General features: G+C 65.2%; 11 protein-coding genes and 3 pseudogenes. 9 read left to right on the plus strand and 5 right to left on the minus strand.

Translation table 11 applies throughout. The features are described from left to right. Positions 1 to 194: 194 nt before the first annotated feature. On the minus strand, positions 195 to 875 hold the full coding sequence (locus LH400_RS23880; RefSeq protein WP_229155982.1) for a GntR family transcriptional regulator: 681 nt from the start codon (positions 873 to 875) through the stop codon (positions 195 to 197). Positions 876 to 1,027: 152 nt separating this feature from the next. Here LH400_RS23880 and LH400_RS23885 point away from each other — a divergent pair, with 152 nt between their 5' ends. The 9 genes and pseudogenes from LH400_RS23885 to LH400_RS23925 form a co-directional block, all read left to right on the plus strand. Continuing rightward, complete coding sequence (locus LH400_RS23885) at positions 1,028 to 2,296, plus strand: extracellular solute-binding protein (protein ID WP_229155983.1); 1,269 nt, start codon at positions 1,028 to 1,030, stop codon at positions 2,294 to 2,296. Between the two features lie 78 nt (positions 2,297 to 2,374). Then, a complete protein-coding gene (locus LH400_RS23890; RefSeq protein WP_229155984.1) occupies positions 2,375 to 3,217 on the plus strand; it encodes a carbohydrate ABC transporter permease in 843 nt (280 codons plus the stop codon). Next, positions 3,214 to 4,104 carry a carbohydrate ABC transporter permease gene (locus tag LH400_RS23895; RefSeq protein ID WP_229155986.1) on the plus strand — a complete coding sequence of 297 codons (891 nt, stop codon included), beginning with the start codon at positions 3,214 to 3,216 and terminating at the stop codon, positions 4,102 to 4,104. Before LH400_RS23890 ends, LH400_RS23895 begins: the two co-directional genes overlap by 4 nt. Positions 4,105 to 4,112: 8 nt before the next feature. Beyond that, complete coding sequence (locus LH400_RS23900) at positions 4,113 to 4,931, plus strand: SDR family NAD(P)-dependent oxidoreductase (RefSeq protein WP_229155987.1); 819 nt, start codon at positions 4,113 to 4,115, stop codon at positions 4,929 to 4,931. Next, complete coding sequence (locus LH400_RS23905) at positions 4,924 to 6,012, plus strand: ABC transporter ATP-binding protein (protein ID WP_229155988.1); 1,089 nt, start codon at positions 4,924 to 4,926, stop codon at positions 6,010 to 6,012. Before LH400_RS23900 ends, LH400_RS23905 begins: the two co-directional genes overlap by 8 nt. Beyond that, on the plus strand, positions 6,009 to 7,178 hold the full coding sequence (gene dgoD / locus LH400_RS23910) for a galactonate dehydratase (protein ID WP_229155989.1): 1,170 nt from the start codon (positions 6,009 to 6,011) through the stop codon (positions 7,176 to 7,178). The genes LH400_RS23905 and dgoD overlap by 4 nt, the downstream gene beginning before the upstream one ends. Before the next feature lie 45 nt (positions 7,179 to 7,223). Beyond that, on the plus strand, positions 7,224 to 8,024 hold the full coding sequence (locus tag LH400_RS23915) for an HpcH/HpaI aldolase family protein (RefSeq protein ID WP_229155991.1): 801 nt from the start codon (positions 7,224 to 7,226) through the stop codon (positions 8,022 to 8,024). Continuing rightward, positions 8,024 to 8,941 (plus strand): annotated as a pseudogene (locus LH400_RS23920) (SMP-30/gluconolactonase/LRE family protein). The gene LH400_RS23915 and the pseudogene LH400_RS23920 overlap by 1 nt, the downstream one beginning before the upstream one ends. 700 nt (positions 8,942 to 9,641) lie before the next feature. Further along, a pseudogene (locus LH400_RS23925) lies at positions 9,642 to 10,151 on the plus strand (transposase); the annotation flags it as partial. Between the two features lie 28 nt (positions 10,152 to 10,179). Here the strand turns inward: LH400_RS23925 and LH400_RS23930 are convergent. The 4 genes and pseudogenes from LH400_RS23930 to LH400_RS23945 form a co-directional block, all read right to left on the minus strand. Next, positions 10,180 to 10,380, minus strand: a pseudogene (locus LH400_RS23930) (transposase domain-containing protein); the annotation flags it as partial. A gap of 31 nt (positions 10,381 to 10,411) precedes the next feature. Then, complete coding sequence (locus LH400_RS23935; protein ID WP_229155992.1) at positions 10,412 to 11,563, minus strand: mandelate racemase/muconate lactonizing enzyme family protein; 1,152 nt, start codon at positions 11,561 to 11,563, stop codon at positions 10,412 to 10,414. Positions 11,564 to 11,599: 36 nt separating this feature from the next. After that, complete coding sequence (locus tag LH400_RS23940; protein ID WP_229155993.1) at positions 11,600 to 12,754, minus strand: mandelate racemase/muconate lactonizing enzyme family protein; 1,155 nt, start codon at positions 12,752 to 12,754, stop codon at positions 11,600 to 11,602. Between the two features lie 34 nt (positions 12,755 to 12,788). After that, on the minus strand, positions 12,789 to 14,060 hold the full coding sequence (locus LH400_RS23945; protein ID WP_229155995.1) for a TRAP transporter large permease: 1,272 nt from the start codon (positions 14,058 to 14,060) through the stop codon (positions 12,789 to 12,791). Positions 14,061 to 14,112: the final 52 nt, after the last annotated feature.

The raw sequence follows: 14,112 nt of genomic DNA on the forward strand, positions 1-14,112 counted from the left end.
AGCTTGAATCATCCCTCAACCCAATCCGCTACCCGTTTATGAGTTCGTGACCTAGTCTAAAAGCGGACCCTTCGGAAGACCAGGGAGCCAATCTTGCTCCACACTGAGATCGTCAGTTCCTCTCTATCGTGAAGTGAACCCGCGGGCTCGGCTCGTCCACCGGTTAGGCAGGACGCTGTCGGCGCAGACGCCGCTCAGCGCGAATTGTCCGGGAGGCTGCGGGAGAGCCAATTGGTGTAGTCACGCCGGGAGTTTGCGATGTGCTGCGCCAATCCGCTGCAGAACCCATCGGCTTCCTCGGCTTGGAGAAGGGCGAGTAGTTTCTCGTGAAAGGCCAGAGAGCGGCGCACTACGTCGAGATCCTCGAGCCCACGATTGCGCAGTGCATCGACCTTCGCGGTGAGCGGCGCGTAGGCTTCGACGATCAGGCTGTTGCCGGACGCGGCGATGATGGTGTTGTGAAACCTGGAATCGAGTTTGCGATACCCCGCATGGTCCTGCCGCCCGAGGGCTTCGTGCATCTGACGGACGATTTTGGCCATGTCCGCTGTGGCCTCAGCGCGGTTCCGCTCGAACATCCGCCGAGCGGCTCCCAGCTCCAGCATGGCACGGTAATCGAAGATCTCGCGAAGTTCGGTCTCGTCCGGCAGGAAGACCACCGTCCCGCTCTTTGGCCCGATCCGGACAAGCCCCTCCCTCCGGAGCTCCTGCAGCGCCTCCCGGACAGGCGTCTTGCTGACCCCTAACCATTCCGAGATGCGAAGCTCCGATAGGTGCTCGCCGAGTTGAATGGTGCCGTCGATAATCGCCCCCCGGATGCCGTCGAGAGCCAATTCGAATAGGGATTGCGGCCTTTCAAGCGGCTTGATCGCCATTCCCTTCTCCTCTCGCGGGTTTGTCCGGTTATCGGACCTTTCAGAAGCCTCCGATCGCATCCGGTCAAATTGACAGTTGATATCTGATATGCCAGTTTTCGACACACATCGCAATGCGCCGGGAGGACGGCGTTGAGGATTGGGAGGAAATCATGAAACTGTCGTCTCGGACGGCCGGTCACCTATTAGGCGCGCTTCTGGCCGCAACGGCAGCTGCAGGTCCCGCCGCCGCGCAGGAGGTCACGCTGACTTTCGCCAACTGGGCGTCGGCAGAAGGGACCACACGCGACGGCATAGAGAAAGTGATCGCCGCCTTCGAAGAGGCGAACCCGGACATCAACATCGAAAGTGAGTCCATCGCTTTCTCGGAGATCGAGCGTCAGCTCGTCCTGCGCCTGCGTTCAGGCAACCCGCCGGACGTGGCCCAGGTCGCGGGCAACACGACCTTCGTTCTCGCCGCCGCCGGAGCGCTCGCGCCGCTGAACGAATATGCGGGCAAGGACGTCCTGTCCCAGCTCAAGAAGGGCTCCTACGAGTCCTACATGGTCGACGGGAACCTCATTGCCTTCCCGTGGAATCAGGCCACCGCCGGTTTCTGGTACAACAAGAAGATCATGGCGGACGCCGGTCTCGACCCGGAAAATCCGCCGAGGACGATCGAAGAGCTCGACAAGGATCTGGCGGCCATCAAAGAGAAGGAGCCCAACGTCATTCCGCTGGGTCTCGACACGACTAACCGGGCCTTCTCGCTCCAATCGAACTGGCCGTGGATGCGGACCTTCGGGGCTCTCCCTGCCGGTCCCGACGCCACGGGCGCCGAAACCAAGGAGATGGCCGACTACCTCGACTGGATGCGGATGCTTTCGAAGAACGGCTATATCGACCCCGGCCGCAAGATCGGCGAGTTCCGTCCAATGATCGCCAACGGCCAGGTCGCCTTCCTGTGGGACCAGGTGCTCGTGCAGGGCGTCATCCAATCGACCAACGGAATGAGCGACGAGGAGTTCAACAACACCTACGGCGTCACGACCATGCCAGCCGGACCCAGCGGCAAGCCTTACGCCATGGAGGGCGGTCATCAGCTGGTGATCTTCAAGGACAGCGAGCACAAGGACGCCGCCTGGAAGTTCATCAAGTTCCTCGCCCTCAACGAGGACGCGGTGAAGACCTACACCATCGGTGCCAACAAGTCGCTGCCCCCGGCCGCCACTTTCCAGGACCCGGACGTCAAGGCCATGCTCGATACGCCGGTGATCGAAGCCTATTCGAACGAGATCATTCCGACTATCGTCTCGCAGCCCTACGGGCCGGACTTCTCCAAGGCAGCGACGGCGATCATGGCGGGTGTCCAGGAAGCGGTGACGAGCGAGCGGCCGATCGACCAGATCACCGCAGACATCCAGTCTCAGCTCGACCGCTGATCCGCCATGTCGCAGACCGAGGCAGGGCCGAGGACCTCCCGCCGCGCCGGCGGGCGGCTCCCCCTCATCGACGGGATGATGCTTCCGACGATCGCGATCCTCGCGCTGATCGTCGGTTATCCCGTCGTCTCGACCTTCGTGCTGTCGACGCGGGACTACAACCTGCTGGATCTCAGTCCGCCGAGCTTCATCGGGCTTGAAAACTTCGGGTCCATCTGGTCCGACCGGGTGTTCTGGGAGGCCCTCACCAACACTCTCTGGTACACCTTCGGCACGGTCGTGGTCTCGGTCCTGATCGGCGGCGGCATTGCCCTCTTGCTGGAAAATCTCCAGGGCCGGTTCGCGGGCTGGATCCGCGCCTTCGTGGTGGCGCCCTGGGCCGTGCCCTTCGTCGTCACGGCCTTCCTGTTCCGGCTGATGTACATGCAGAACGGCGGCGTGGTGAACGAGGTCCTGCTCGAAATCGGACTGATCGCCTCGCCGGTCGCCTGGCTTAACGATTCCGATCTCGCGCTGCCGTCGATCATCGTCGCCAACATCTGGGGCACCGCCCCGTTCTTCTTTCTCCTGGTGGCCTCGGCTCTCGTGGCGATCCCCGATTCTGTCCTCGAAAGCGCGCGGGTCGACCGGGCCGGCCTCTGGTCGACATTCTGGCACATCAAGCTGCCCTTCCTGCGCAATCCGCTGGTGATCGGCAGCCTCTTGATGATCATCATGAATTTCAACGACTTCGCCAAGGTCTGGGTGATGACCCAAGGGGGTCCGGGATACGCTTCGACGACGCTCGTCGTCTATGTCTACCGCATGGCCTTCGAGAACTTCGAACTGGGCTACGCCTCGGCTCTTGGCGTCATCTGGCTGTTGCTGCTGCTCGTCGTCGCGGCCGGCTACATCCGGCTCCTGTGGGGAAAGAATCCATGACCGCCACCGCTGTGACGCATGGCGCCAGCGCCGCGCACGGCTTCGTGCGCCAGCGCCGCCGGATCGGTCGGATCGTGCAGTATCTGTGCATCGCGATCGGCCTGGTCTGGACGCTGGTGCCGATCTACTGGATGCTATCGACCTCGCTCAAGAACGAGCTCGAAGCCTCGCTTCTCCACCCGACGCTGATCCCGCGAGACCCGACGCTGCAGAACTACGTCGGTCTCGCCGGCGGGTCCCTGCCCTTCCTGCGGTTCTTCGTGAACTCGGTCGGAAGCTGTCTGCTCGCGGCAGTGGTCGCCGTCGTCATCGCCATCCCGGCCGCCTATGCGCTCTCGCGCCGGCGCTTCCGGCTGGCCCGCGAAGCCGGCACCATGGTCCTGGTGGTGCGGATGTTCCCGATGGTGGTGCTCCTGGCGCCCCTCTACCTGATGCTTTTGAACACCGGCACGCTCGACACGCTGTTCGGCCTCGTCGTCGGCTACACCACCTTCGGGCTGCCCTTCGCGGTCTGGATGATCAAGGGCTTCATCGACGCCGTCCCGATCGAGATCGAGGAGGCCGCCCGGGTCGACGGCTATCCGCGCTGGCAGGTGCTCCTGCGGATCGTCGTGCCGCTGATCTATCCGGGCCTCATCACCACGGGGATCTTCGTCCTCATGGAGGCCTGGAACAACCTCATCTATCCCCTCACCTTCATCACGAGCCTTGAAAAGCAGACCCTTCCGGCGGCGCTGGTGCTGACCTTCACCGGTCAGTTCAAGACCGATTGGGGGGGCATGATGGCCGCCTCGACGATTACCACCCTGCCGCTGATGATCGCCTTCTTCGCCGTGCAGCGCTCGATGGTGCGCGGGCTCACGGCAGGATCCGTCACGGGAACATGAGCCGAGCCATGACCACCACACGCATCGCGCTCGTCACGGGAGCCGCGGGCGGCATCGGCCATGCTCTCGTGCGCCGACTGGCGCGCGAGGGGTGCCACGTCGCCGCCACCGACCGCCCCGGCGAAGCGCTCGACGCCCTTGCAGCCGAATTCGCGGCAGAGGATCTCGACGCCTCCGTCCATCACGCCGACCTCGCGGACCCGGCAGCGCCGACCGCCCTGACCGAAACGGTGCTCGCCGCCTTCGGCCGCATCGACGTCCTCGTCAACAACGCCGCCTTCCACGGCGAAAGACGGTCGGTTCTCGACGCTCCGCGGTCGGAGTGGGAGGAGATCTTCGCCGTCAACGTCCTTGCCGCGGCCGACTTGGCCCGGCTCGCCGCACGCGACATGGCCCGCCGCGGCGAGGGTGCGATCGTCAACATCTCATCCGTCCAGCTCCGCCTGCCGGTGCCGAGCTATGCCGCCTATGTCGCCTCCAAGGGCGCCGTCGAGGGGATGACCCGGGCACTCGCCGTCGAACTCGGCAATTTCGGCATCCGGGTGAACTGCGTGGCACCCGGCGTCATCGGCACCGAGAACTACCGCAGGAATCTCGAAACCCTTACAGGGAACGGGCATGAGGCGCCGCGCATGGCCTCGCTCCTCGGCCGCGCCGGCCTGCCCGAGGAGGTAGCCGAGGCCGTCGCTTTCCTCGCGAGCCCCCGCGCCTCCTTCGTCACCGGCACGGTGCTCGACGTCGAAGGCGGGCGGGCGATCAGCCGCCGCACCGACCCTTTCCAGAACAACGAAACCAATGCAAAGCCTGAGGGACGGTCGGATGGCTAGAATCCATATCAGCCACGTCGAGAAGGACTACGGCGCCCTGACGGTGCTGCACGACTGCAACCTCGATATTCACGACAACGAATTCTTGGTTCTCGTCGGCCCCTCGGGCTCCGGCAAGACAACCCTCCTTCGCCTGATCGCCGGTCTCGAGACAATCTCGCGGGGGGATCTGTATTTCGACGATCAGCTGGTGAACGACCTCGACGTCAGCGACCGCGACATCGCCATGGTGTTCCAGAACTACGGTCTCTACCCGCACATGTCGGTCTACGACAACATGGCCTTCGGCCTGCGCCGCCGGGGGCTGGAAAAATCCGTCATCGACGAGAAGGTGCGCTCGACCGCCGATCTTCTGAATCTCGGCGACTACCTAAAGCGCCGGCCCAAGCAGCTTTCGGGCGGGCAGCGCCAGCGCGTGGCGCTCGGCCGGGCGATCGTCCGCGACCCGGAAGTGTTCCTGCTCGACGAGCCGCTCTCGAACCTCGACGCGCAGTTGCGGGTGCAGATGCGCTCGGAGATCTTGAGGGTCCATCGCCGCGTCGACGCCACCGCCGTCTATGTCACCCACGACCAGGTCGAGGCGATGACCATGGGCGACCGCATCGTCGTCATGCATGAGGGCCGGATCCAGCAGGTCGGGACGCCGGAAGAACTCTACGACCGTCCCGTCAACCGCTTCGTCGCGGAGTTCATCGGCACCCCGGCCATGGGCATCCTCAAAGGCGAGGTGGAGCGCGAGAGCCAGTCGGTGCGCGTGCGCACCCCCGCCGGCACCTTACCGCTCTCGCCCGAACAGGCGCGGCTGATCGGCGTGCGCGACCGCGTGATTCTCGGCATTCGGCCCGAACATCTGCATGCAGACGAGACGGGCGAGGATGCCCGGCTCTCCGGCGCCGTAGACGTCGCCGAGATGCTGGGCGCCGAACAGGTGGTCCATTTCTTCGCGGCCGACGAGTCCCGTCTTTCGGCCCGTCTGCCGCGCGGCGGTCATTACCGGACCGGCGAGGCGGCAAGCTTTTCCGTCGACACCTCCGCCCTGCACTTCTTCGACGCCGCGACCGAGCGGAGGATCCACGCGTGAGCCCTCTGATCATCGAGATCCGCTGCCATACGGTCCCGCCGCGCTGGATCTTCGTCAGCGTGACCACCGACGACGGGCTCACCGGCTGGGGCGAGGCGATCGTTCCCAAGCGCAAGTCCGCCGTTCTCGGCGCGGTGGCGGATCTCACCCGCGGCCTCGTCGGCAAGGAGGCCGGCCGGATCGAGGACCATGCCCAGGCCATGCGCAAAGGCGGCTTTTTCCGCCGCGGGCCGATCATCGGCACTGCCGCCGCGTCGATCGAGACGGCGCTGTGGGATCTCAAGGGCAAGCGCGCGGGGATGGCCGTCCACGACATGCTGGGCGGCCCCGTGCGCGAGACGCTGCGCTCCTACTGCTGGATCGGCGGCGACAAGCCCGGTGATGTTGTAGCTCATGCGAGGGAGCGCATCCAGGCCGGCTTTGACGCGGTGAAGATGAACGCCACGGCCTCCGTCCCGACTCTCGGAGCGGCAACGGCCATCGACGAACTAGTCGAACGCATGGGCAGCCTGCGGGATGCGTACGGCATGTCGATCGACATCGCCCTCGATCTCCACGGCCGCGTGCCGCGCACGGTGCTGAAGCAGCTCATCCGGGAGATTGAGCCTTTCCGCCCCATGTGGATCGAGGAGGCGACGCTGCCCGAGGCCGAAGACAGCGCCGCCATGCTCGCCCGGCTCTGTCCGCATATCCCCATCGCCACCGGCGAGCGGCTGCTGGACCGTTGGGACTTCAAGCGCCTGATGACGCAGGGCGGCGTCGACATCGTCCAGCCCGACGTCTCCATCACGGGGCTGTTCGAGCTCGAAAAGATCGCACGCATGGCCGAAGCCTTCGACGTAGCCGTCGCGCCCCATTGCCCCAACGGGCCTGTCTCCCTAGCCGCCTCCCTCCAGGTGGGTTTCTGCTGCGCCAATGTTTCGATCCAGGAGCAGAGCCTCGGCCTTCACTACAACAAGGGCTACGCCAACCTGCCGGCGGCGGACCTTCTCGACTACCTCGCCGACACCGCCCCGCTCGGCACCGAGTCCGGCCGCTTCGCCCGGCCGCAAGGCCCGGGCCTCGGGATCGAGATCGATGCCGAAAAGGTCGCTTCGGCCGAGACCGACTGGTCGCTGCCCGATGCCGGCTGGCGCCACGAGGACGGGACCTTCGCGGAATGGTGAGCCTTGCAAGCCCGGTATCGAGGCCCCACGGAACGGTATAGGACGATGAGCAAAGCTGAGACGGGCGACGAGGCCCTTTATAGCAACCCCTTCCGAGAAGCGCTGTCCGTCAAGCGCCCGCTCCGCGGCCTCTGGCTGATGCTGAACTCCGCCAACGCCGCAGAGGGTCTCGGCTGGTCCGGCTTCGACTGGCTCCTGATCGACGGGGAGCACTCGCCCGTCAGCCTGGGCGAGGCCATACATCACATGCGCGCAATCGAGACGACGCCGGCGGTACCCCTCGTCCGCGTGGCAGAGAACAATCCCGTGCTGCTCAAGCGCTATCTCGACGCCGGCGCGCGCACGATCATGGTCCCCTATGTCCAGTCGCCGGATGCCGCCCGTGCCGCGGTCGCGGCTATCCAATATCCAGGTGCCGGTATCCGAGGCTTTGCAGGCATGCACAGGGCGAGCCGATTCGGACATATGAAGGAGTACGTCCACCGCGCCTCGGAGGGGCTCTATCTCATCGTCCAGGTCGAGACCGGAGAGGCAATGGACCGCCTTGACGAGATCGCCGACGTGCCGGGCGTCGACGCCGTCTTTTTCGGGCCCGGCGACTTGTCCGCAAGCCTCGGGCGCCTCGGCCGGATGGACGATCCGGAGGTGACGGAGATGATCATTGCCGCCCGCGAAAAGGTCGCGGCAACAGGCAAGGATGCAGGCGTGCTCGCCCCCTCGCCCGCCACTGCCCGGCGCTATCTCGACGCGGGCTTCGACTTCGTCTCAGTGGGCAGCGACTGTGGCCTCCTCTTCGGCGGCGCCCGGGCGCTGGCAGCGGAATTCCCGCAGGAGGAGACCCGTTGATGGGCTCCCCCGATCGGCTGGACGCGCTGCGTCCCGGCGACCCGCCGCTCCTGGTCGACGTGCCGCTGGCGCAGGTCGGGGAGAGCGTGCGCTGGCATGCAGCGCATCAATGCCTTTACTACTGCGACATCCACGGGCAGGAACTGCGCCGCTACGATCCCGCGACGGGCGATCACCAGTCCTGGACCTTCGACGAGCCTGTCGGTGCCTGAATCCCGACGGAAGGGCCTCGTCTGCTCTTGGGGATCGGCGGTACGTTCTGGCTCTTCGACCCTGAACGCGGGGCACGCGAGCGGTATGTCACCATCACCGAAGACCCAAATCTGCGGATCAACGACAGCCGCTGCGACGGCTCCGGTCGGCTCTGGACCTCGACGATGACCCGGCATGGCCCGCCCCAGCCGCCGGTGGGCAGTCTCTATCGTTTGGAGGCCGAGCGGAACCTTGCGGTGAAGGTCACGGAGGTGTCGAACGCGCTCAGCATCCCCAACACGCTCGCATGGAGTCTCGACGGGAGAACAATGTACTTCTCCGATTCACTCCAACGACGGGTCCGTTGCTACCGTTATGACCAGGCGACCGGCACCATCGGTTCGCAGGAGGAGTTCTTCGCTCTCGACACTGAGCGTCCTGGCATTCCTGACGGCGCTTGCCTCGACGCCGAAGGCGCGCTTTGGGTCGCGATCGCTCGTGGCGCCCGGTTGGAAAGACGATTGCCCGACGGCAGCTTGGAAATGGTCATCGAAATGCCGGCCGAACGCCCCACCATGTGTGGCTTCGGCGGAGCGGATCTCGACCTCCTCTTCGTCACGTCGCTGCGTCCTCCAGACAGCGCCGATACGGCCGATGGCGGCCTCTTCGCTCTGCGTCCCGGTACCCGCGGCAGGCCCGAACCGGTCTTCGCGCTTCGCCCTTAGGTCGCGTCCGCAGTCAGGATACCGTTCACGCGCCGAACCGAAGGATAACCCGGGCGCTCAAGCAGGTGATCACGCCAGCCGACCTTCAGGGCAGACCGGTGGTTCTGCTTATTCCGATATTTCTTGACGTGAGTGCAGCGAAACAAAGCGGAAAGAAGATTCAATAGCTTGAGGGGATAGCTTATCTGTGTAGTCTGGTAGACGTCATTCGCGCGCTTACGGGAGAAACGTGCGCAAGTTTATGGCCCCAGCGGCGTACCCCTGCGGCGAGGACCGCGGTGATGTTGCGCTTTTGGTCTTTCGTCTTTCTTGTTTTCGTAGCGCGGGTTGGCGCCAACCCATTTTGAGTTTTCGCCAACCTATTTCGACGTGGCGCAGGGTCGGAACGAAGCGTTGCCAACTCGGCGCGGAGCCGGCGCCGAGTTGGCAAGAGGCGGCGCCGCGTCTTTCGGCTCGACAAAGACGCAAGGATCACAGTCCGGGGCCGGCATGCGCCGTAAAGGTTTCTCGGCATACGGCGTATGAAGAGGCAACGGGGCGTTCCGGGGGATGAAGCATACGCCGTGACGCTTTGGGATGCGTCGGCTACGCTGCTGCCCGCTCGGAGCTATGGCGGAACCTGGGTGATGACGGTGTGAGAAAGGCGGCGTATCGAGGCGGTTGTTGAAGCCAGCCCGAACCTCCAGAGGAGCGATACGCCTTGACGACGGATACCACCATTTCCGCTTTCCTACATCCCGACACGATCGAGAATCCCCTGACCTCTGTGCTTCGTGAAGGCGCCCGCCGCTTGCTCGCAGAGGCGATCGAGGCGGAAGCCGAGGCATTCCTGGCCACGATGCAGGAGCAGCGACTTTGCGACGGCCGGGCTCGCTTCGTGCGCCACGGCCATCGCCCGGAGCGAGTGATCCAGACCAGGATCGGTCCGGTTCCGGTTCGCAGAGCGAAGGTTCGCGACCGCGGCGCCGAGGCTGATGACGGTTCTGGCAAGGGCGGTGAGCGCGTCACATTCACGTCGGCAATCCTGCCAAAATGGGCGCGCCGGACGAAGAGCCTCGATGCGCTGCCGCCGGTCCTCTACCTGCGCGGCATCTCGACCGGCGATTTCCAGGAAGCTCTTGCGGCGCTGCTCGGCAAGGACGCACTTGGCCTCTCGCCCTCCGTCATCGGCCGCCTCAAGGACGACTGGCAGGGCGACTATGACCGCTGGTAGCGCCGCGATCTGTCGGCCCGCCGCTGGCCGACCAGTTCCACGGCAGGAGTTCGCCGAGCCGGGACTGCGGTGTGTCGGCGATGCGGGTGAGCACGTCGGCGAGCCAGGCTTGCGGATCGATGTCGTTCAGCTTCGCTGTGGCGATCAGCGTCAGCATGAAGGCGCAGCGGTCGGCTCCGCGATCGGAACCGGCGAAGAGCCACGACTTAAGTGCAAACTCCCTCAAGCGACCATTCAGCGGTAATAACCGCACCAGTTCACCAGTTGGTGTGCGAGCCGTCAGCCCGCCGCAGGTGCGGCATCTCGGAATGCCGGAAGGGTTCATCCTGGCAGAGCCGCGTTTCGTCGACGTCGACGCCCAGTCCGGGAGCGTCCGGCACGGGATAGACGGCGTCGTCCAACCGCAGGCGATCCAGGAACACCGGCGATTCCTGGCGCGCCAACGCCTCATCCGGCGTTTCCCAGCATTCGACCCAGGAGAGATTCGGAACCGCAGCCGCCAGATGCACGGTCGCCGCCGTGCAGATGGGCCCGAGCGGATTGTGGGGCATCAGGTCGACGTAGTGGGCCTCGCACCAGCCCGCGACCTTCATCGCCTCGGTGAAGCCCCCGACGTTGCAGATGTCGACGCGCGCATGATCCAGAAGCTGCCGCTCGACATAGGGCGCGAACTGCCACTTCGACGCGAACTCCTCGCCGATCGCGAAGGGAACGTCCGTCATCCTCCGCAGGCTCGCATAGGCTGACGGGGTTTCGTCCCGGATCGGCTCCTCGACGAAGTCGAGCGTGCCTTGCGGCAGCTTGGAGCAGAAGGAGGCGGCCTCGGCGACGCTGAAGCGGTGGTGAAGATCGGTGCCGAGCGTCACCTGCGGTCCGAGCGCCCGACGCGCGGCAGTCATCGCCCGCGCGGCCCACGCGATGGCCGGCCGCGGCTCGAAGACTTCGGGAGCGTCCTCCTTCCAGCCGAGCCTCAGGCAGTTCCAGCCGACGTCCATGGCATTGCGGGCGAAGGCGACGAGCTCGTCCACGTCGTCCGAGCGGACGCAGCCAAAGGTCGGCACGACGTCCCGCTGCTTGCCGCCGAGGAGACGATGGACCGGCAGATCGAGCGCCTTGCCGGCGATGTCGTGGAGGGCGATGTCGATGGCCGACATGGCCGCGGTCAGCGAGCGTCCGCCTTCGAAGTACTGGCTGCGGTAGAGCTCCTGCCAGAGCCGGGCCGGCTCCAGGGGGCACCGGCCGACCAGGAAGCGAGCGAAATGCTCGACCGCACCGGCCACGGCCAGTTCCCGGCTCGAAAGCCCAGCCTCGCCCCAGCCATGGACGCCGCACTCGGTCGTGACCTTCACCAGGAGCTGGTTGCGGTCGCCCACCCACAGGGGGTGGGCCTTGATTGATTCGATTTTCAAGAATGCGTCTCACGTCAGGCAGCCTTGCGGCTGCGGTCACCAGTTGGTGAATGAACCATCGCGCCGCCGTAGGTGCGGCGGTTCGGAATAGGAGAACTGCTCTGCCTCAAGCCTCTCCTCGTCGACCTCGATGCCCAGTCCGGGGGCATCGGGCACGACATAGGAGGAGGCCGACATCTGCATCTGCGTCGGGAAGAAATCGGCCCTGTCGAAGCCGAGCCGGGTCTCGACCGGGCTCGTCCGGCACTCCAGCCAGGCGAAGTTCGCAACCGCGGCGCCGAGATGGACGGAAGCCGCCGTGCAGATCGGCCCGAGCGGATTGTGGGGCATCAGGTCGACGTAGTGTGCCTCGCACCAGCCCGCGACCTTCATGGCCTCGGTGAAGCCTCCGACGTTGCAGATGTCGATCCGGGCGAACTGCAGGATGTCGTTCTCCACATACGGCACGAACTGCCACTTCGAGGAGAATTCCTCGCCGATCGCGAACGGGACATCGGTCATCCGGCGGAGCGCCTCGTAGGCGGTGGGGGCCTCGTCGCGGATCGGCTCCTCGAGAAAGTCGAGCGTACCGTGCGGCAGCTTCTGGCAGAAGGACGCAGCTTCCGCGACGCTGAGACGGTGGTGGTACTCGACGCCCAGCACCATCTCGTGGCCCAGTTCCTCACGCGCCCTCGTGACCCATTCGGCAGTCGCTGCGATCGACTCCCGCGGCTCGAAGAGGTCGGTGCTCTCCTGACCCGCTGCGATGAAGCGCACGCAGTTCCAGCCTTCGTCGCGCAGGAGCCGGCCCTGCTCGATCATCTCCGGGCCCGGTTCGACCGAGGTCGTCGCGAACGCCGGCACCAGGTCCCGCTGCTTGCCGCCAAGAAGCTGATAAACCGGCACGCCGAGGGCCTTGCCCTTGATGTCGTGGAAGGCGATGTCGAGCGCGGCGATCGCGGCGGTCAGCACCCGTCCGCCCTCGAAATACTGGCTGCGATACATCTCCTGCCAGAGGGCTCCACAACGCATGGGGTCACGGCCGACGAGGAACTGGCTGTAATGTTCGAGGACGCCCTGGACCGCCCTCTCGCGGTAGGACATGCCGGATTCGCCCCAGCCGTGAATGCCCTCGTCCGTCTCGACCTTGACGACGAGCTGATTGCGCACGCCGACGCGCACCGCATACGATTTGATCGCTGTGATTTTCATGTCCGGTTCCGGGATTGGAGGTTGAGCGCGACCTTCAGCCGAGCACGTGGGGGAGCCAGGTCGACAGGCTCGGAAAGAAGATCAGGAGCAGCACCGCGCACAGCTCGGCTGCGAGGAACGGCAGGAGCTCCCGGATGAAGGGCATCATCGGGACGTCGCCGATCTTCATCAGGATGAAGAGGACGACGCCGACGGGTGGGGTGATCAACCCGATCGCGAGGGTCAGGATAATGACCATCGCTGCCTGGATCGGGTCGATGCCGAGATGGGTGATCGTCGGCATCAGCAGCGGCACAAAGATGATCAGCGCCGCCCCGATGTCGAGGAACATCCCGAGCACCAGCATCAGCAGCATGACGCCGACCAGGAACAGCGTCGGCGTGCCTTCGAAATACGGGGCAAGGCTCGTCACCAGCGACGAGATGCCGAGAAGGTTAAGCGCGTAGGACAGGATCGAGGCGGCGGCGACCAGCAGGTAGACGGTGGCGGTGACCCGCGCCGCGACGATGAGCGAGTCCCAAAGGTCCTTCAGGGAGATCGAGCGGAACACCACCAGCCCCAGGACCGCGGCCACGAACACCGCGATGCCGCCGCCCTCGGTGGCGGTGAAGGCGCCGACGACCATGCCGCCGACGATCACCACCGGCAGGATGCCGACGAGTACACCCTCGATCACCAGGCGCGGTATCTGCGACTGCTCCACGACGATCCTCGACTGCGGCAGTCCGGAGGTGAGGCTCCGTATCCAGATCATGACGATGCACGCGCCGCCCATCATGAGGCCGGGAATGATGCCTGCGACGAAGAGGTCGACGATCGACAGGCCAGTGACCGCGGCCATGATGATCGCAAGGCCCGAAGGCGGGATGATCGGACCGATGATCGCCGTCGCGGCCGTGACCGCCGCCGAATACTCCTTGGTGTAGCCTTCCTTCGGCATGACGTTCATGAAGAAGCGCCCGAGCGCGCTCGCGTCGGCAACCGCCGAGCCCGAGATGCCGGCGAAGAGAACGGACGCGCCGGTGTTGGTATAGGCCGTGCCGCCCGGAAAGCGGCCCATGAGCAGCGACGATATGCGGATCAGCCGGACCGTGATGTCGCTGCGGTTCATGATTTCCGCGGCGAGGATGTAGAACGGCATCGCGATGAAGACGAAGCTGTCCACGCCCGAGAAGAAGCGGGTGATGATGACCGGCAGCGGAATGCCGAACAGCCAGACGCCAAGCGTGCCGCCGAGGCCGAGGGCGAAGGCGATGGGCACGCCGGAGAGAAGAAGGCCGAGGGAGAGGACCGCCACCCAGATCATTGTGTCGTCTCGCGATGTTGGGACAGGACGAAGCGGAGCGCGTTCGGCGTTC

It is taken from the genome of Jiella soli, assembly GCF_020615385.1.
Classification (GTDB): Bacteria; Pseudomonadota; Alphaproteobacteria; order Rhizobiales; family Rhizobiaceae; genus VKMB-3413.